We start from the raw sequence: 18733 nt of genomic DNA, 5'->3' as shown, positions 1-18733 counted from the left end.
TCGCTCAGCCGACCGCACCTTCCATCTGGAGCTCGATCAGCCGGTTGAGTTCCAGCGCGTACTCCATGGGCAGCTCCTTCGCGATGGGCTCGACGAAGCCGCGCACGATCATGGCCATCGCCTCGAACTCGCTGAGGCCGCGGCTCATCAGGTAGAAGAGCTGGTCCTCGGAGACCTTGGAGACGGTCGCCTCGTGGCCCATGGACACGTCGTCCTCGCGGACGTCCACGTAGGGGTACGTGTCGGAGCGGGAGATGGTGTCGACGAGCAGCGCGTCGCACAGCACGTTCGACTTGGATCCGGCGGCGCCCTCACCGATCTCGACGAGACCGCGGTAGGAGGTACGGCCGCCGCCGCGGGCCACCGACTTGGAGACGATGTTGGAGGAGGTGTTCGGCGCCATGTGGACCATCTTGGAGCCGGCGTCCTGGTGCTGGCCCTCGCCCGCGAAGGCGATGGAGAGGGTCTCGCCCTTGGCGTGCTCGCCCATCAGGTAGACGGCCGGGTACTTCATCGTCACCTTGGAGCCGATGTTGCCGTCGATCCACTCCATGGTCGCGCCCTCGTACGCCACGGCGCGCTTGGTGACCAGGTTGTAGACGTTGTTCGACCAGTTCTGGATGGTCGTGTAGCGGCAGCGGGCGCCCTTCTTGACGATGATCTCGACGACCGCGGAGTGCAGGGAGTCCGACTTGTAGATCGGGGCCGTACAACCCTCGACGTAGTGGACGTAGGCGTCCTCGTCGACGATGATCAGCGTCCGCTCGAACTGGCCCATGTTCTCCGTGTTGATGCGGAAGTAGGCCTGGAGCGGGATCTCCACGTGCACGCCCTTCGGCACGTAGATGAAGGAGCCGCCGGACCACACGGCGGTGTTCAGCGACGCGAACTTGTTGTCGCCGACCGGGATGACCGTGCCGAAGTACTCCTTGAAGAGCTCGGGGTGCTCCTTCAGGGCGGTGTCGGTGTCCAGGAAGATGACGCCCTGCTCCTCCAGGTCCTCGCGGATCTGGTGGTAGACGACCTCGGACTCGTACTGGGCCGCGACACCGGCGACGAGGCGCTGCTTCTCCGCCTCGGGGATGCCGAGCTTGTCGTACGTGTTCTTGATGTCCTCGGGCAGGTCCTCCCAGGACTCCGCCTGCTTCTCCGTGGAGCGCACGAAGTACTTGATGTTGTCGAAGTCGATGCCCGAGAGGTCGGAGCCCCAGTTCGGCATGGGCTTCTTCTCGAACAGGCGCAGGCCCTTGAGACGGAGCTTGGTAATCCACTCCGGCTCGTTCTTCTTGGCGGAGATGTCCCGGACGACGTCCTCGCTGAGACCGCGCTTGGCAGAGGCACCGGCCTCGTCGGAGTCGGCCCAGCCGTATTCGTACTTGCCCAGGCCCTCGAGCTCAGGGTGGGCAGTCTCCGTGGGGAGAGTCATGCGGGGTTCCTCCCGGCCGTGCTTGCGGTTGCGTTGTCAGTGGTCTTGGAAATCTTGGGGATGAACGTCGTGCAGACGCCGTCGCCGTGCGCGATGGTCGCCAGCCGCTGGACGTGCGTGCCGAGCAGCTGGGAGAAGATCTCGGTCTCCGCCTCGCACAGCTGCGGGAACTTCTCCGCGACATGGGCCACCGGGCAGTGGTGCTGGCAGAGCTGCTCACCTTTTTGCGGGAGGGGGGCGCTGCGCGCCGTAGCAGCGTACCCGTCCGCGCTCAGGGCCTTGGCCAGGGCTTCGGTGCGCTGCTCGGGGGCGGCGGCCTCGATCGCCGCGCGGTAGGCGGCGGCCTGCTCCGCGATCCTCGCGCGCGCGAAGGCCACCACCGCCTCGTCCCCGCCGAAGCGCTCCGCGATCCAGCGCAGGGCGTCCGCGGCGAGCTTGTCGTAGGACTGGTCGAAGGCGTCACGGCCGCAGTCGGTCAGCGCGAACACCTTGGCGGGACGGCCGCGCGTACGCGCGCCGTACACCCGCTGCTCCCGCGGCTCGACGACGTCGTCCGCGACCAGTGCGTCCAGATGCCGTCGTACGGCCGCGGGGGTGAGCCCGAGGCGCCCGGCCAGCTCGGTGACGGTCGAGGGCCCGTGGTCCAGGATCGACCGCGCGACGCGGTTGCGCGTGGAGCGCTCACCGGTCGCGTGCTCTTCCTGGTGCGCCCCCGTGGGGGTCACCAGAGCCTCGCCGACGTTTTTCACAACGCCATTGTTGCGTAATTCCTCAGGACCGGGCAAGCCGCGTCCCGACTGCCGGACGGTGCCCTGCGTCACTTAGGCACACCTAACCTGACCTGCGGAAACGATCTTTGATCGATCAGAGCCGGGCCGATTCGGCGGCGCCCCGGGGCCCCTTCGGGACACCCCCAACCCTGCCGACACCCCCTCCGACCGGCCCTCTTGTCACTGGCGACACCGTCGCCGCACCCGCGGTCGGCGCAGCTGCGGGCAGTCGTGCCGCTGGGGCGGCGCGGGTGGGCGCCCGTGGCGGATGCGGTGGCGTACGCGAGCGGTGGCCGGCGTCGCACCGGTCCCGTGAGGACGAGGTCCCCGCGCCCCCCGGGAGTGGAGATACTGCACCCGCCCGTCCGGGCCGTGGCACCCGTACCTAGACTCTGGCCCATGCGAAGTGAGCCCGTGGTCCAGGTTCAGGCCCTGGTGAAGCGGTACGGCACCAAAACCGCTGTGGACGGCCTCGACCTGGTGGCCGAGGCGGGCGTGACGGCCGTACTCGGCCCGAACGGCGCGGGCAAGACCACGACCGTCGAGACCTGCGAGGGATACCGCAGACCCGACTCGGGCACCGTGCGCGTCCTGGGCCTCGACCCGGTGCGGCAGGCCCGCCAACTGCATCCGCGCATCGGCGTGATGCTGCAGTCCGGCGGCGTCTACTCGGGCGCACGGGCGGACGAGATGCTGCGGCACGTGGCGAAACTGCACGCCGACCCGCTGGACGTGGACGCCCTGATGGAGCGGCTCGGCCTCGGCTCCTGCGGCCGTACGACATACCGCCGCCTCTCCGGCGGCCAGCAGCAGCGCCTCGCGCTCGCGATGGCGGTCGTGGGCCGCCCGGAGCTGGTGTTCCTGGACGAGCCGACCGCGGGCCTCGACCCGCAGGCCCGGCACGCCACCTGGGACCTGGTCCGCGACCTGCGCGCCGACGGCGTCTCGGTGATCCTCACCACGCACTACATGGACGAGGCCGAACAGCTCGCCGACGACGTCGCGATCATCGACGCCGGCCGGGTCATCGCCCAGGGCTCCCCGGAGGAGCTGTGCCGCGGCGGCGCCGAGAACACGCTCCGCTTCACCGGTCGCCCCGGCCTGGACGTGGGGTCCCTCCTCAAGGCGCTCCCCGCCGACTGCTCGGCCGCGGAGCTCACCCCGGGCTCCTACCGGGTCGTCGGCAAGGTCGACCCGCAGCTGCTGGCGACGGTGGCGTCCTGGTGCGCGCAGCACGGGGTGATGCCGGACAGGATCTCGGTCGAGCGGCACACCCTCGAAGACGTGTTTTTGGAGCTCACCGGCAAGGAGCTGCGTTCGTGACCACGGCCACCGGTACGTACACGCCGAAGCCCGGCGCGGCCCCTCTCCCCCGCATGATCGCGGCCCAGGCCGCGCTCGAGACGAGGATGCTGCTGCGCAACGGCGAACAGCTCCTGCTGACGGTCGTGATCCCGACCCTCCTGCTGGTCCTGTTCAGCTCGGTGGACATCGTCGACACGGGCACGGGCAAGTCCGTCGACTTCCTCGCCCCCGGCATCCTGGCTCTCGCCGTGATGTCGACGGCGTTCACCGGCCAGGCGATCGCCACGGGCTTCGAGCGCCGCTACGGCGTCCTGAAGCGCCTGGCCTCCTCGCCGCTCCCCCGCTGGGGGCTGATGACCGCGAAGACGGCGTCGGTGCTGGTCACGGAGATCCTTCAGGTGATCCTCCTGACGGTGATCGCCTTCGCGCTGGGCTGGTCGCCGCACGGCAACCCTGCAGCCGTCCTGCTCCTGTTGGTCCTGGGCACGGCGGCCTTCTCCGGTCTCGGGCTCCTCATGGCGGGCACGCTCAAGGCGGAGGCGACCCTGGCCGCCGCCAACCTGGTCTTCCTGCTGCTGCTCGTGGGCGGCGGTGTGATCGTGCCGATGGACAAGTTCCCGCAGGGGGCGCAGGACGTGCTGGGGCTGCTGCCCATCTCGGCGCTGTCGGACGGGTTGCGGGACGTGCTGCAGCACGGAGCCGGAATGCCCTGGGGCGACCTGGGGATCCTGGGTGTGTGGGCGGTCGTCGGGCTGGCGGTGGCCGGGAGGTTCTTCCGCTGGGAGTAGCCCGCAGCAGTGGGGGAACAGGGGCTTCACGGACCCTCGTGAACGCGTGCACAAGCGGCCCGCCTACGATGGGCCCGTGCCAAACGTGACCCGCGCCGACGCCGTGGCGGCCCTGCGCAACCCGCTCTCCTTCATCGCCGGACGCTGGACCCCCGAACCCCGGACGGTCCAGCGGTCGGCTCTCTCCGCGCTCGTCATGTCGGTGGTCATCGTGGTCACCGGCGGGGCGGTGCGGCTCACCGGCTCGGGGCTCGGCTGCCCGACCTGGCCCAAGTGCACCGCGAACTCGCTCGCACCGACGGGCGCGATGAACTTCCACAGCGCCATCGAGTTCGGCAACCGCATGCTGACGTATGTGCTGTGCGCCGCCATCGGCTGGGCGATCGTCGCCGCGCGCTCCGAGAAGCCGTACCGGCGCAGCCTGACCCGTCTGGGCTGGGCCCAGTTCTGGCTGGTCATGAGCAACGCGGTGCTCGGCGGCGTCGTGGTCCTGGTCGGCCTCAACCCGTACACGGTCGCCGCCCACTTCCTGCTCGCCTCCGCGCTGATCGCGGTCGCCGTCGTGATGTGGCAGCGCACCCGCGAGGGCGACGGGGCGCCCCGCCCGCTGGTCGGCAAGCCGGTGCAGCAGATGGTGTGGTTCCTGGTCCTCGCCACCGTGCTGCTGATCGCGGCGGGCACGGTGGTCACCGGCGCGGGCCCGCACGCGGGTGACTCCAGCAAGGTCGAGCGCATTCCGGTCGACTGGGAGACGGTCGCCAAGCTGCACGCGGTGCTCGCGTGGATCGTGGTCACGCTGACCTTCGCCCTGTGGTTCGTCCTGAAGGCGGTCGAAGCCCCCAAGGACCCGCTGGCCCGCACCCGCGAGCTGTTCCTGGTGCTGCTCGCGCAGGGCGTCATCGGCTACGTCCAGTACTTCACGCACCTGCCCGAGATCCTCGTCGGGCTGCACATGTTCGGCTCCTGCCTGATCTGGATCTGGGCGCTGCGGGTGCTGCTGGCCCTGCGGGAGCGGCCGGAGGCGGTTGTCGACCTGCCCGGTCCCTCGACCGAGGTGACGGTGGGCACGCGGGCCTAGCCGGTCCGCGTCCCGGTACGGCTCACCCCAGCCCGTACACCCGGCGCGCATTCCCCGCCGCCACCATCCCCGCCACCCGTTGCGCATCCGCCGGCGACCACGCCCCCTCGGCGACCCAGCCGCCCAGGACCCGCCCCAGGGCCTCCCGGAACAGTCGTGCCCCCACGACGTGCAGTTCGGGCAGGCCATGGGCGCCGCTGGAGAAGAGGATCTTGCCGAAGGGGGCCAGTTCCAGGATCTCGGCGAGGACGGTCGCGGCGCGGGCGCCGGTGCGGACCAGAGCGGCGCCCGAGTCGGCGTAGACGTGCGGGAACACACCGGCCAGGTGGGCGGCGTGGCGGTGGTAGGGGTAGCCGTGCAGCAGGACCAGGTCGGTGCCCAGGCCCGCCGTCGCGCGGACGAAGTCCGTGAGCAGCACCGGGTCGGTGCGGTCGATGCGCTGGCCCGGTTCACCGAGGCCCGCGTGGAGCTGGAGCGGCAGGCCGGAGGCGACCGCGATCCACAGCAGATGACGCAGGAGTACGGCGTCGGTCAGCTCGCCGCCGACCCTGCGTCCGGCCAGCCACCGGCCGGCGGCGCCTCGCACCTCACCCGGCCCCGGCGGCTCGGGCGCGAGCGCCAGACCGTGCCGTACGCCCGCGACCGAGGTGAAGGCCACGGCGTTCGCCGCGGCGGCGTGCACCGACTCGGCGAGGTTGGCGAGGAAGGACTCCACGGTGCCGGAGGTGTCCGCGACCTGTTCGGCCAGTAACTCCAGACGGACGATCTCGCGGGCCTCCGCGGCCCCGGCGGACGCCAGCTCGGAGGGGCCGGTCAGATCGCCGGGCAGTCCCGTGTCGACCAGATACGTCGTGATGCCGCTGCCGCGCAGCAGCCTGCGGCCCGTTTCCAGTACGCCCAGTTCACGACGGCGGGCGAGATAGCGGGCGGGCGGACAGTGCGGTTCCAGGCCGAGCAGCGGAGGGCACCAGCGTCGTACGGCAAAACCGGTCTGCGTGTCGAAGAGGGTGGTGCCGGGCGCGGGCGGGCCCTCGGTGCGGGACAGCTGGGCCTCGAAGGTGCCGAGGCCCAGCTCCGTCCTCAGTACGCCGTGGCAGTACTGGTCCACGAGGGACGGCGTTTCGATCATCCGGACTCCCCGTGTGCTGGCCCCTGCTGTCACAGGGCCTAACGGGTGAACCCGGCACTAGGTGTTGCTGGGACCGCCCACCTGGATCCCCGCCATGCGCGTCCACTCGTACCGGCCCGTCTTCACCTTGGCGGCGAACTCGCCGTCGAAGTCCTCGTGGACGGTGATGCCGGCCTTCTGCACCGCCTTCTCGGCCAGCTCGTACGAGGGCGCCACCAGGTTGCCCCAGCCGCCGTCCTCACCGACGAGGACGATGCGGGCGCCGCGCTCGCCGATGTAGGCCACCTGGCCCTCGGCCCCGCCGTGCGCCTTGGAGAAGGCGCTGATCTGCTTGGCGAGCCGCGCCACCTTGCGCTCGGCCTTCGGGTCAACCTGCTGAGTCTCTGCCATGGCCAGGATGCTACCGACGGGTAGATCAAACGGCGACGGGCGGGGTGCGTGGCCTTGACCACGGGGGGGCGGGTGTGGTGCTCCCCCCCCCCCCCCCCCGCCCGTCTGCAGCCACTAACGCAGGAAGGGGTCCACCGCGACGGCGACGAACAGGATCGACACATAGGTGATGGACCAGTGGAACAGGCGCATCTCCTTCAGCTTCGCGCCCGTCACCTCGGCCTTGGCCCGGTTCTGCAGGCCGTGCGCCTCCCAGAGCCAGAAGCCGCCGGCCAGCAGTGCCACGAGTGTGTAGAACCAGCCCGTGTAGCCGAGCGGGGTCAGCAGCAGCGAGACCGCGACCATCACCCAGCTGTAGATCACGATCTGCCTGGCGACCACCTTGTTGGAGGCGACGACCGGCAGCATCGGCACGCCCACGCGCGCGTAGTCCTCCTTGACCTTCATGGACAGCGGCCAGTAGTGCGGCGGCGTCCAGAAGAACATGACGAGGAAGAGGATGATCGGCGCCCACGACATGGAGTCGGTGACGGACGACCAGCCGATGAGCACCGGGAGGCAGCCGGCGATGCCGCCCCACACGATGTTCTGCGAGGTACGGCGCTTGAGGATCATCGTGTAGACGACGACGTAGAAGAGGAGTGCGCCGAGGGAGAGCCACGCGCTCAGCCAGTTGACGGTGAAGCCGAACAGAAGCGTGGAGACGACCGCGAGGGTGATGCCGAAGGCGAGGCACTCGCGCGGGCTGACCATGCCGGTGACCAGCGGACGCTGCGAGGTGCGGTCCATGAGGGCGTCGATGTCGCGGTCGATGTACATGTTCAGCGCGTTGGCGCCGCCCGCCGAGAGGTAGCCGCCGACGCAGGTGAGCAGCACCAGCGTCAGGTCCGGCACGCCCCGCTGAGCCAGGAACATCACCGGAACGGTGGTGATGAGCAGCAGCTCGATGATCCGCGGCTTGGTGAGCGCCACGAACGCCTTGACACGGGCCCCGAACGGCCGGTGACTCGAGCTCCTGCTCTCCCCCAGCGCACCCTCCCCCAGTGCCTTAAGGGCCTGGGAGGTGCCCCCAGGACGGGATTCGACGGCCGTCACGCACACCCCTACAGAGACATCCCAGCAAGCCTCGTCCCTGTGAAGTCCCGGTAAAGGCTCGCGCGTACCACGCCACTGTAGACGTTGCCCATACCCCGACCTTCGCGGGGGTGGGGTCGTGTTGGGAGGGGCCGTACAGAAGCTCGATCGAGAGCTCGATTGAGCACTCGGATGAGCCGCTCCGTATTCAGTTGCCGAATGCGATCCGCCCAGTCGGGAGGCGGATTGCACATAGGCCCGGCAGTCTGGAATGACTCGAAAAATTGCACGTACTTACAAGGGTAGGCTCGACAGCGGCCGGTGGGCGTCCAGTGCGCCGGTATTCGACATGCGTGACATTTCGACATGCGTGACATGTGGAGAGGAGCCCTGACCCAGGGTGAGCACCAAGCCGACCACCACAGACCTCGAGTGGACCGAGTTGGACCAGCGGGCCGTGGACACCGCCCGCGTTCTGGCCGCCGACGCCGTACAGAAGGTCGGCAACGGCCATCCGGGTACGGCGATGAGCCTGGCGCCCGCCGCCTACACCCTCTTCCAGAAGGTGATGCGGCACGACCCGGCCGACCCGGACTGGGTTGCCCGCGACCGCTTCGTGCTGTCCGCCGGTCACTCGTCCCTGACCCTCTACACACAGCTCTACCTGGCCGGCTTCGGCCTGGAGCTGGACGACCTCAAGGCCTTCCGCACCTGGGGCTCGAAGACCCCGGGTCACCCGGAGTACGGCCACACCAAGGGCGTCGAGACGACGACCGGCCCGCTCGGCCAGGGTGTCGCCAACGCCGTGGGCATGGCGATGGCCGCCCGCTACGAGCGCGGCCTGTTCGACCCGGACGCCCCGCAGGGCGAGTCCCCCTTCGACCACTTCGTCTTCGCGATCGCCGGTGACGGCTGCCTCCAGGAGGGCATCTCCGCCGAGGCGTCCTCGCTGGCCGGCCACCAGAAGCTCGGCAACCTGATCCTGCTGTGGGACGACAACCACATCTCGATCGAGGGCGACACCGAGACGGCCGTCTCCGAGGACACCGTCAAGCGGTACGAGGCCTACGGCTGGCATGTGCAGCGCATCGCCCCGAAGCCCGACGGCGACCTCGACCCGCACGCCGTCTACAACGCGATCGAGGCCGCGAAGCAGGTGACGGACAAGCCGTCCTTCATCGCGATGCGCTCGATCATCGCCTGGCCCGCCCCGAACGCGCAGAACACCGAGGCCGCGCACGGCTCGGCGCTCGGCGACGACGAGGTGGCCGCCACCAAGCGTGTCCTCGGCTTCGACCCGGAGAAGTCCTTCGAGGTCTCCGACGACGTCATCAAGCACACCCGTCAGGCACTGGAGCGGGGCCGCGAGGCGAAGGCCGAGTGGGAGAAGTCCTTCCAGCTGTGGCGGCAGAACAACCCCGAGCGCGCCGCCGATTTCGACCGCATCAACGCCGGTGAGCTGCCGGCCGGCTGGGAGGAGAAGCTCCCCGTCTTCGAGCCGGGCAAGGGTGTCGCGACGCGTGCCGCCTCCGGCAAGGTGCTGCAGGCGCTGGGTGCGGTCATCCCCGAGCTGTGGGGCGGCTCCGCCGACCTCGCCGGGTCGAACAACACGACCATCGACAAGAACAGTTCGTTCCTGCCGGCGGACAACCCCCTGCCGGAGGCGAGCCCGTACGGCCGCACGATCCACTTCGGCATCCGCGAGCACTCCATGGCCGCGGAGATGAACGGCATCGCGCTGCACGGCCACACCCGTATCTACGGCGGTACGTTCCTGGTCTTCTCCGACTACATGCGCAACGCCGTGCGTCTGTCGGCGCTGATGCACCTGCCGGTGACGTACGTGTGGACGCACGACTCCATCGGTCTCGGCGAGGACGGCCCGACGCACCAGCCCATCGAGCACCTCGCGTCCCTGCGCGCCATCCCGGGCCTGAACGTGGTCCGCCCGGCCGACGCCAACGAGACCGCGATCGCCTGGCGCGAGATTCTCAAGCGCTACACCAAGGAGTTCGGCAAGGGTGCCCCGCACGGCCTGGCGCTGACCCGTCAGGGCGTGCCGACGTACGAGCCCAACGAGGACGCGGCCAAGGGCGGTTACGTCCTGTTCGAGGCCGAAGGGCCCGAAGGGCAGAGCGCCGAGGCGCAGGTCATCCTGATCGCCACCGGTTCCGAGGTGCACGTCGCCGTGGAGGCGCGCGAGCAGCTGCAGGCCGACGGGGTGCCGACGCGGGTCGTGTCCATGCCGTGCGTGGAGTGGTTCGAGGCGCAGGACCAGGGGTACCGGGACAGCGTCCTGCCGCCGCAGGTGAAGGCGCGGGTCGCGGTCGAGGCGGGCATCGGTCTCACCTGGCACAAGTACGTCGGGGACGCCGGTCGCATCGTTTCCCTGGAGCACTTCGGTGCTTCCGCCGACGGCAAGGTCCTCTTCCGCGAGTTCGGCTTCACTGCCGAGAACGTGGCCGCCAAGGCCCGGGAATCCCTCGCCGCCGCCCAGCGCTGACGCCCATATACGACACGTAGGAGATGTAATTCCATGACAGACGCACTCAAGCGCCTCTCCGAAGAAGGCGTCGCGATCTGGCTGGACGACCTGTCGCGCAAGCGGATCACGTCCGGCAACCTCGCCGAGCTGATCGACCAGCAGCACGTCGTGGGCGTCACCACCAACCCGACGATCTTCCAGAAGGCGATCAGCAGCGGTGACGGTTACGAGCAGCAGCTCGCCGACCTCGCCGCCCGCAAGGTCACCGTCGAAGAGGCCGTCCGCATGATCACCACGGCGGACGTCCGGGACGCCGCCGACATCCTGCGCCCGGTCTTCGACGCCACCGACGGCCAGGACGGCCGGGTGTCGATCGAGGTCGACCCGCGTCTGGCGCACAACACCAGGGCGACGGTCGCCGAGGCCAAGCAGCTGGCCTGGCTGGTCGACCGCCCGAACACGCTGATCAAGATCCCGGCCACCAAGGCGGGTCTGCCGGCGATCACGGAGGTCATCGGCCTCGGCATCAGCGTCAACGTCACGCTGATCTTCTCGCTCGAGCGCTACCGCGAGGTCATGGACGCCTACCTGTCCGGTCTGGAGAAGGCCAAGGAGCGCGGCCTGGACCTCTCCCTGATCCGCTCGGTCGCGTCCTTCTTCGTGTCCCGTGTGGACACCGAGATCGACAAGCGGCTCGACGGCCTGGGCACCGACGAGGCCAAGGCCCTGCGCGGCAAGGCCGCCGTCGCCAACGCGCGTCTGGCCTACCAGGCGTACGAGGAGGTCTTCTCCTCGGACCGCTGGAGCAAGCTGGAGAACGCGGGCGCCCGCAAGCAGCGTCCGCTGTGGGCCTCCACCGGCGTGAAGGACCCGGCCTACAAGCCGACCCTCTACGTCGACGACCTGGTGGCGCCGAACACGGTCAACACCATGCCGGAGGCCACGCTGCAGGCCACCGAGGAGCACGGCTCGATCACCGGCAACACGGTCGCCGGTACGTACGAGCAGGCCCGCGCCGACATCGACGCCGTCGAGAAGCTCGGGATCTCGTACGACGACGTGGTGCAGCTCCTCGAGGACGAGGGCGTCGAGAAGTTCGAGGCGTCCTGGAACGACCTGCTCAAGTCGACCGAGGCGGAGCTGGAGCGCCTCGCCCCCTCGGAGGGCTGAACCCTTGTCGAGCAGCAACCCGCTGCGTGACCCCGCCGACCGACGGCTCCCGCGTATCGCGGGGCCGTCGGGCCTGGTCATCTTCGGCGTCACGGGCGATCTGTCACGGAAGAAGCTCATGCCCGCCGTGTACGACCTCGCCAACAGGGGTCTGCTGCCGCCGGGCTTCTCCCTCGTCGGCTTCGCGCGCCGCGAGTGGCAGCACGAGGACTTCGCGGCCGAGGTCCACGACGCGGTCAAGGAGCACGCCCGTACGCCGTTCCGTGAGGAGGTCTGGCAGCAGCTCATCCAGGGGATGCGCTTCGTGCAGGGCACCTTCGACGACGACGAGGCGTTCGAGCGGCTGCGCGGCACCATCGAGGAGCTCGACAAGGCACAGGGCACGGGCGGCAACTTCGCCTTCTACCTGTCGGTGCCGCCGCGCTCCTTCCCCGTGGTCATCCAGCAGCTGAAGAAGCACGGTCTCGCCGACCAGACCGGTGGCTCCTGGCGCCGCGCGGTCATCGAGAAGCCGTTCGGCCACGACCTGAAGTCGGCCGAGGAGCTCAACAAGGTCGTCCACGAGGTCTTCGGCTCGGACCAGGTCTTCCGCATCGACCACTACCTGGGCAAGGAGACCGTCCAGAACATCCTGGCGCTGCGCTTCGCCAACACGATGTTCGAGCCGATCTGGAACCGGTCCTTCGTGGACCATGTGCAGATCACGATGGCCGAGGACATCGGCATCGGCGGCCGGGCCGGCTACTACGACGGCATCGGCGCCGCCCGTGACGTCATCCAGAACCACCTGCTCCAGCTGATGGCTCTTACGGCCATGGAGGAGCCCGCCTCCTTCGACGCGGACGCGCTGGCCGCCGAGAAGACCAAGGTTCTCGGGGCGGTACGGCTGCCGAAGGACCTGGGCCGGGACACCGTGCGCGGTCAGTACGCGGCGGGCTGGCAGGGCGGCGAGAGGGCGGTCGGGTACCTCCAGGAGGAGGGCATCGACGCCAAGTCGAAGACGGACACCTACGCGGCCATCAAGCTGGAGGTGGACAACCGCCGTTGGGCGGGCGTGCCGTTCTACCTGCGCACCGGCAAGCGCCTGGGCCGCCGTGTCACCGAGATCGCGGTCGTCTTCCAGCGGGCCCCGCACTCCCCCTTCGACCACACCGCGACGGAGGAGCTCGGCAAGAACGCGATCGTCATCCGCGTCCAGCCGGACGAGGGCGTGACGGTCCGCTTCGGCTCCAAGGTGCCGGGCACCTCGATGGAGATCCGGGACGTGTCGATGGACTTCGCCTACGGCGAGTCCTTCACCGAGTCCTCCCCGGAGGCGTACGAGCGTCTGATCCTTGACGTCCTGCTCGGCGACTCGAACCTCTTCCCGCGCACCGAGGAGGTCGAGCTGTCCTGGAAGATCCTCGACCCGATCGAGCAGTACTGGGACCAGAACGGCAGGCCCGCCCAGTACCCCTCCGGCACGTGGGGGCCCGTCGAGGCGGACGAAATGCTCGAGCGAGACGGACGGAGCTGGCGCCGGCCATGAAGATAGACCTCACGGACACCACGGCCAGCAAGATCAACAAGGCGCTGGTGCAGGGCCGTCGCGCCATCGGCACGCCGGCTGTCGGCATGGTGCTCACGCTGGTCATCGTGACGGACGAGGAGAACGCGTACGACGCCCTGAAGGCCGCGAACGACGCCTCGCACGAGCACCCCTCGCGCACCCTCGTGGTCATCAAGCGCGTCTCGCGCTCGCCCCGCGACCGTACGCAGTCCCGGCTGGACGCCGAGGTGCGGGTGGGCGCGGACGCGGGTACGGGTGAGACGGTCGTGCTCCGCCTGTACGGCGAGGTCGCGGACCACGCCCAGTCCGTCGTCCTGCCCCTGCTGCTGCCGGACGCCCCGGTGGTGGTCTGGTGGCCGGTGAACGCGCCCCTCGACCCGGCGAACGACCCGCTGGGCGCTCTGGCCCAGCGCCGGGTGACGGACTCGTACGCCGCGGAGCAGCCGGTACGGGAGCTGACGGCGCGCGCCGACACGTACACCCCCGGCGACACGGACCTGTCCTGGACCCGTATCACGCCCTGGCGTTCGATGCTGGCCGCCGCGCTCGACCAGGTCACCTGCGAGGTGGCGGCCGTCGAGGTGGAGGGCGAGGAGTTCAACCCGAGCTGCGAGCTGCTGGCGATGTGGCTGGCGGACCGGCTGGACGTGCCGGTGAAGCGGTCGCTGTCGAACGGGCCGGGCCTGACGGCGGTCCGCATGGCGACCGACACCGGCCAGATAGTCCTGGACCGGGCGGACGGCTCCCTGGCAACCCTGTCCATCGAGGGCCAGCCCGACCGTGCGGTGGCGCTGAAGCGGCGTGAGACGGCCGAGCTGATCGCGGAGGAGCTGCGGCGGCTGGATCCGGACGACACCTATGCCTCGGCGCTGCGGTTCGGGGTGGACCGGCTGAACCCTTCGCTGCCCACGCCGGACCCCTCCGAGGCCGTGGCCCCCAAAGGAGAAGAGGCCGCCGTCGAAGCTGCCGAGGAAGCTTCCGCACCGGAAGCGGAGGCAGAGCCGAAGGCGGAGGCGTCGGTGAACGACGCGGCCGAGAACAAGGCGACGAAGGCGGCGGCGAAATGAGTACTCCGCAGCTGGTCGTGCACCACGACAAGGAACTGATGGCGCAGGCCGCCGCGGCCCGCCTCATCACGAAGATCGTGGACGCGCAGGCCTCCCGGGGCTATGCCTCCGTGGTCCTCACGGGCGGTCGCAACGGCAACGGTCTGCTGGCCGCCCTTGCCGCCGCACCGGCCCGGGACGCGATCGACTGGGGCCGGCTCGACCTGTGGTGGGGGGACGAGCGCTTCCTGCCCGAAGGTGACCCGGACCGCAATGTCACGCAGGCCCGCGAGGCCCTGCTGGACTCCGTCCCGCTGGATCCGAAGCGGGTGCACGCCATGCCGGCGTCGGACGGGCCGTACGGGACCGATGTCGAGGCGGCGGCGGAGGGCTATGCGCAGGAACTGGCCCGGGCGGCCGGCCCGGAGAACCACGGTGCCGTGCCGACCTTCGACGTCCTGATGCTGGGCGTGGGCCCTGACACCCACGTGGCCTCGCTGTTCCCGGAGCTGCCCGCGGTCCGCGAGACGGACCGCACGGTGGTGGGCGTCCACGGCGCGCCGAAGCCCCCGCCCACGCGGGTGACCCTGACGCTTCCCGCCATCCGCGCGGCGCGTGAGGTCTGGCTGCTGGCGGCCGGTGAGGACAAGGCGGAGGCGGCCGCGATCGCCCTGTCCGGCGCCGGTGAGATCCAGGCCCCGGCAGCGGGCGCGACGGGCCGACAGCGCACCCTGTGGCTGCTGGACGCTGCGGCGGCCTCGCAGCTGCCCCGGTCGCTGTATCCGCCGGCTTCACCCTGAGGCGTTTTCGCCGTAGCACCGGACGGGCTGATTTTCAGCCCGTCCGGCGTTTGAGGACGAGGCCGTTGAGGCCGAAGCGGGGGTCCGGGGGCCTGCCCCCGGGTCGGGACGGGAAGGGGCGGCAGGGGCGAGGATCCCGGTGCCCGCACCCCTCACTTCACCGAACCCGCCATGACCCCCTGCACAAAGTGCTTCTGGAACGCGAAGAACACCACCACCGGCACCACCAGCGACACAAACGCCCCCGGCGCCAGCACATCGATGTTGCTCCCGAACTGCCGTATCTGCGACTGAAGCTGCACAGTCAACGGCTGTGAGGAACTGTCCGCGAACAGCAGCGCCACCAGCATGTCGTTCCACACCCACAGAAACTGGAAGATCGCCAGCGAGGCAATCGCCGGCCGCCCCACCGGCAGCACCAGCCGCGTGAAGATCCGCCACTCGCTCCCGCCGTCCATGCGAGCAGCCTCCAGCATCTCCTTCGGCATCTCGGCGAAGTAGTTCCTCAGCAGGAACACCGCGAACGGCAGCCCGTACGCCACATGGAAGAGCACGACCCCCGGAATCGTCCCGAACAGCCCCAGTCGGCCGAAGAGTTTGGCCACCGGCAGCAGCCCGATCTGCACCGGCACCACCAGCAGGGCCACCACGACCAGGAAGACGGCCTCCCGCCCGGGGAAATCCAGCCAGGCGAAGGCGTATCCGGCCAGCGCCGCCAGCACCACGACCAGCACGGTCGCCGGCACGGAGATCAGCACCGTGTTCCAGAAGGCCTGCGTCATCCCGGAGTTCTTCAGCAGCGCCGAGTAGTTGTCGAAGGACAGCTGCCCCGGGCTGCTGAACACTTTCCACCAGCCGCTGCTCGCCGAGTCCTGCGAGGACCGCAACGACGACAGGAACAATCCCGCGAGCGGTGTCAGCCACACCAGACCGATCACCACCAGGAAAGCCTGCACAAGCCCATTGCCCAGGCCACGCCTGACCGCGTTCATCGCTGACTCCTCCGGAAACGACGGACGTTGAAGACCATGGCGGGGACCACGAGCAGCAGGAGCAGCACACCCAGCGCACTGCCGAGCCCCTGGTTGTTGCCGCCGCCGAAGGACACCAGCCACATCTGGGTGGCGAGCACGGTCGCGTCCTCCTGCACCGGCCCGGGCGCGATGATGTACACGAGGTCGAAGACCTTCATCACATTGATCACGAGGGTCACGAAGACGACCGTGAGCACCGGTGCCAGCAGCGGCACCGTGATCCGCCGGAAGATCTGCCACTCGTTGGCGCCGTCCATCCGTGCCGCTTCCAGCGCATCGCGCGGCAGCGTCGCAAGCCCGGCGCCGATCAGGACCATCGCGAATCCGGTCCAGATCCACAGGTACGCCCCGATGATCGCCGGCGTGACGAGCATCGGCCCGAGCCACGAGATGCCCTGGTACGGCTGCGCGAAGTTCGACGCGGGCAACTCCACCGTGTACGAGCCGGACTTCAGCCCCGCGAAGTGGAAGGAGCCGTCAGCGGCCGTCGTCGTACTCCCGACCGTCTTTCCGTCGTCCGCCACCGCCTCGACCTTCATCCTGGGCAGCCCGCTCTCCCGCGGGTCGACCTGGCCCTGCTTCCCGCCCCCGCCGGGGGTGAAGTCCAGGTAGACGACCCCGCGCAACTCGTCGGGAGCGGCCTTGCGGTGCGCGGCGCCGTACGCGGGCTCGGCACCGCCCGGCAGGTCCTTCGGCGCGACGCCGACGAGCCCGAGCGCAACCGACCGTCCCGGCGACACGCTTCCGCTCGTCCGGTACGAGCCGTCCGGCCCCGCCTTCAGCCCCTGGCCCACGCGGGCCCGCGCGGTCGGATACTCCGATGTGCCCTTGAAGGCGTCGTGCACCGAGACAACGGCCGCGTTCAGCACGCCCTTGTTCGGGTCCTCGTCGTAGGCGAGCCGGAAGATGATGCCCGCCGCCAGGAAGGACACCGCCATCGGCATGAACAGCAGGAGCTTGAAGGCCGTCGCCCAGCGGACCTTCTCCACCAGTACGGCGAGGACCAGGCCGAGCCCGGTCAGCAGCGCGGGCGCCACGACGACCCAGATGGCCGTGTTCCGTACGGCTTTGAGGGTCGCCGGGTCCCGGAACATCTCGGTGTAGTTCTCGCCGCCCACGAAGCGCGTCCCGGACGCGTCGAAGAAGCTGCGGCCGATCGAGAACAGCACGGGGTACACGACCAGCGCACCCAGCAGGAGAAGCGCCGGGAAGACGAAGAGCAGGGCGATGAGCCGGGCCCGGCGGCGGGAGCGCCGGGCCCGTTCGACGCCCGCGACCGGGGGCGGACTTGTCTCTTTCACCAGAGTCGCGGTCATGACGCGTCAGCCCTTGTACGCCTTGGCCGCCGCGGCCTCCAGCTGCGCCGCGGTGCTCTTCGGGTTCGACGGGTCGCTCAGGAAGTCCTGGAGCAGCTTCCACTCGCCCGCGCCCTTCGTGCCGCCGAACGCCGCGGGTGCCTGGTCGGACATGTCGAAGCGGACCGAATCCCCGGCCGACACAAGGGACTTGGCGGTGGCGCGGGCGACGTCGTCGCCGTAGGAGTCGAGAGACAGCTTCTTGTTCGGGGACAGGAAGCCGCCCGCCTTCGCCCATACAGCCGCCGCCTCCGGGGTGGCCAGGTACTCCAGGAGCTTCATGCCGGCCGTGGCGTTCTTGCCGTCCTTGAGGACGACGGCTGCGTCGCCGCCGCTGACCACCGGGGCCTTGCCGCCGTCGACCGCGGGGAAGGGGAAGAAGTTCGCGTCCGTGCCGATGGTCTTGCCGAACTGGTCGTGGGCGACCCCGGCGACGAAGTCGCCCTCGTAGACCATGCCGGCCTCGGGCTTGGGTCCGAAGACCTTCTCCACCGAGCCCGGGAAGTCGGTGTTGAGGGCCTCCTTCTGGCCGCCCGCCATCAGCTGCTTGTCCTTGAAGAGCTTGCCGAGGGTGCCGAGCGCCTTGACCACCGAGGCGTCGGTCCACTTCAGCTTGTGGGCGGCCAGGGCGTCGTACTTCTCGGGGCCCGCCTGCGAGAGGTAGATGTTCTCGAACCAGTCGGTGAGGGTCCAGCCGTCCTGCCCGGCGACCGAGAAGGCGGCGAGCCCGGAGTCGGAGACGGTGTGTCCGGCCTTCAGCATCTCGTCGTACGTCTTCGGCGGCTTGACGCCCGCCTGGGAGAGGGCGGCGGGGCTGTACCAGACCGTCGACTTGTGGGCGGCCTTGAAGTAGAGGCCGTACAGGGTGCCGTCGACGCTGCCGTACTTCTTCCAGACGGGGGCGTAGCCCGCGTCCACGGCCTTGTGGGTGGTGGCGGACAGCGGCTTGAGCCAGCCCTTCTTGGCGAACTGCTGCAACACCCCGACCTGCGGGACCATCACCACGTCGGGCGCGTTGCCGCCTTCGATCTTGCTGCCGACGACGGTGGAGACGTTGTCGCCGGTGGAGATGAACTGCGTCTTGGCGCCCGTCTTCGCGCTGAACGCGTCCAGCACCTTCTGGAAGTTCTTCTGCTCGCTGCCGGTCCAGACACCGGCCACGGTGACCGTCTGCCCGCTGAGGGCCTTGTCGCCGCCGCCCGCGGTGACCGGTCCGCCGCCTCCGCAGGCGGTCGCGCCGAGGGAGAGGGCGAGGGCGGTGCAGCTCGCGAGCAGGGTCGTGCGTCGTCGCATCATCGTTGATGTCCCTTCAAGGGTGGGAAACTGACGAACAA

General features: G+C 69.6%; 16 protein-coding genes. 8 read left to right on the top strand and 8 right to left on the bottom strand.

Translation table 11 applies throughout. The annotated features are described in order from the left end of the window. Positions 1-4: 4 nt before the first annotated feature. Together sufB and AB0N07_RS06420 are read right to left on the bottom strand one after the other, a co-directional pair. Positions 5-1426, bottom strand: coding sequence for a Fe-S cluster assembly protein SufB (sufB, locus tag AB0N07_RS06425; protein WP_365832657.1), 1422 nt, complete (start codon positions 1424-1426; stop codon positions 5-7). Next, positions 1423-2175, bottom strand: coding sequence for a metalloregulator ArsR/SmtB family transcription factor (locus tag AB0N07_RS06420; RefSeq protein ID WP_365832655.1), 753 nt, complete (start codon positions 2173-2175; stop codon positions 1423-1425). Before AB0N07_RS06420 ends, sufB begins: the two co-directional genes overlap by 4 nt. A gap of 420 nt (positions 2176-2595) precedes the next feature. Between AB0N07_RS06420 and AB0N07_RS06415 the strand changes: the two genes are divergently transcribed. The 3 genes from AB0N07_RS06415 (at position 2596) to AB0N07_RS06405 (ending at position 5367) form a co-directional block, all read left to right on the top strand. Next, positions 2596-3519, top strand: coding sequence for an ABC transporter ATP-binding protein (locus AB0N07_RS06415; protein WP_365832653.1), 924 nt, complete (start codon positions 2596-2598; stop codon positions 3517-3519). Between the two features lie 53 nt (positions 3520-3572). Continuing rightward, on the top strand, positions 3573-4289 hold the full coding sequence (locus tag AB0N07_RS06410) for an ABC transporter permease (protein WP_365832690.1): 717 nt from the start codon (positions 3573-3575) through the stop codon (positions 4287-4289). A gap of 85 nt (positions 4290-4374) precedes the next feature. Further along, the gene (locus AB0N07_RS06405) at positions 4375-5367 is read left to right on the top strand and encodes a COX15/CtaA family protein (RefSeq protein WP_365832688.1); all 993 of its coding nucleotides are present in this window, start codon (positions 4375-4377) and stop codon (positions 5365-5367) included. A gap of 22 nt (positions 5368-5389) precedes the next feature. Here AB0N07_RS06405 and AB0N07_RS06400 read toward each other — a convergent pair whose 3' ends face one another. The 3 genes from AB0N07_RS06400 to AB0N07_RS06390 form a co-directional block, all read right to left on the bottom strand. Continuing rightward, entirely contained in the window at positions 5390-6496 is a 1107-nt protein-coding gene (locus AB0N07_RS06400) for an amidohydrolase family protein (protein ID WP_365832651.1), read from the bottom strand. A 57-nt stretch (positions 6497-6553) separates the two neighbouring features. Continuing rightward, positions 6554-6886 (bottom strand): hypothetical protein, encoded by a 333-nt coding sequence (locus tag AB0N07_RS06395; protein WP_365832649.1) that lies wholly within the window; start codon positions 6884-6886, stop codon positions 6554-6556. Positions 6887-7000: 114 nt separating this feature from the next. Continuing rightward, positions 7001-7930, bottom strand: a complete 930-nt coding sequence (locus AB0N07_RS06390; protein WP_365832686.1) for a heme o synthase — start codon at positions 7928-7930, stop codon at positions 7001-7003. Positions 7931-8360: 430 nt separating this feature from the next. Between AB0N07_RS06390 and tkt the strand changes: the two genes are divergently transcribed. Genes tkt through pgl form a run of 5 tightly spaced genes read left to right on the top strand, consistent with a single transcriptional unit; the run spans position 8361 to position 15010 of the window. Further along, complete coding sequence (tkt, locus tag AB0N07_RS06385) at positions 8361-10463, top strand: transketolase (RefSeq protein WP_365832647.1); 2103 nt, start codon at positions 8361-8363, stop codon at positions 10461-10463. Positions 10464-10496: 33 nt separating this feature from the next. Further along, positions 10497-11615 (top strand): transaldolase, encoded by a 1119-nt coding sequence (gene tal, locus AB0N07_RS06380; RefSeq protein ID WP_365832645.1) that lies wholly within the window; start codon positions 10497-10499, stop codon positions 11613-11615. A gap of 4 nt (positions 11616-11619) precedes the next feature. After that, positions 11620-13143: a glucose-6-phosphate dehydrogenase gene (gene zwf, locus AB0N07_RS06375; RefSeq protein ID WP_365832643.1), complete on the top strand. Its 1524-nt coding sequence runs from the start codon at positions 11620-11622 to the stop codon at positions 13141-13143. Beyond that, complete coding sequence (opcA, locus tag AB0N07_RS06370) at positions 13140-14231, top strand: glucose-6-phosphate dehydrogenase assembly protein OpcA (protein ID WP_365832641.1); 1092 nt, start codon at positions 13140-13142, stop codon at positions 14229-14231. Before zwf ends, opcA begins: the two co-directional genes overlap by 4 nt. Further along, the gene (gene pgl / locus AB0N07_RS06365; RefSeq protein WP_365832639.1) at positions 14228-15010 is read left to right on the top strand and encodes a 6-phosphogluconolactonase; all 783 of its coding nucleotides are present in this window, start codon (positions 14228-14230) and stop codon (positions 15008-15010) included. Before opcA ends, pgl begins: the two co-directional genes overlap by 4 nt. A gap of 152 nt (positions 15011-15162) precedes the next feature. On the opposite strand, the gene AB0N07_RS06360 is transcribed toward pgl, so the two are convergent. Genes AB0N07_RS06360 through AB0N07_RS06350 form a run of 3 tightly spaced genes read right to left on the bottom strand, consistent with a single transcriptional unit; the run spans position 15163 to position 18695 of the window. Next, positions 15163-16002 carry a carbohydrate ABC transporter permease gene (locus tag AB0N07_RS06360; RefSeq protein ID WP_365832637.1) on the bottom strand — a complete coding sequence of 280 codons (840 nt, stop codon included), beginning with the start codon at positions 16000-16002 and terminating at the stop codon, positions 15163-15165. Continuing rightward, positions 15999-17360 carry an ABC transporter permease subunit gene (locus AB0N07_RS06355; protein ID WP_365832635.1) on the bottom strand — a complete coding sequence of 454 codons (1362 nt, stop codon included), beginning with the start codon at positions 17358-17360 and terminating at the stop codon, positions 15999-16001. The genes AB0N07_RS06360 and AB0N07_RS06355 overlap by 4 nt, the downstream gene beginning before the upstream one ends. Before the next feature lie 6 nt (positions 17361-17366). Beyond that, complete coding sequence (locus tag AB0N07_RS06350; RefSeq protein WP_365832633.1) at positions 17367-18695, bottom strand: ABC transporter substrate-binding protein; 1329 nt, start codon at positions 18693-18695, stop codon at positions 17367-17369. Positions 18696-18733 lie beyond the last annotated feature (38 nt).

The organism is Streptomyces sp. NPDC051172 (assembly GCF_040682555.1).
Lineage (GTDB): Bacteria > Actinomycetota > Actinomycetes > Streptomycetales > Streptomycetaceae > Streptomyces.
Note: the sequence above shows the minus strand (reverse complement) of the source record. Positions and strands in the feature narration are given on the sequence as shown.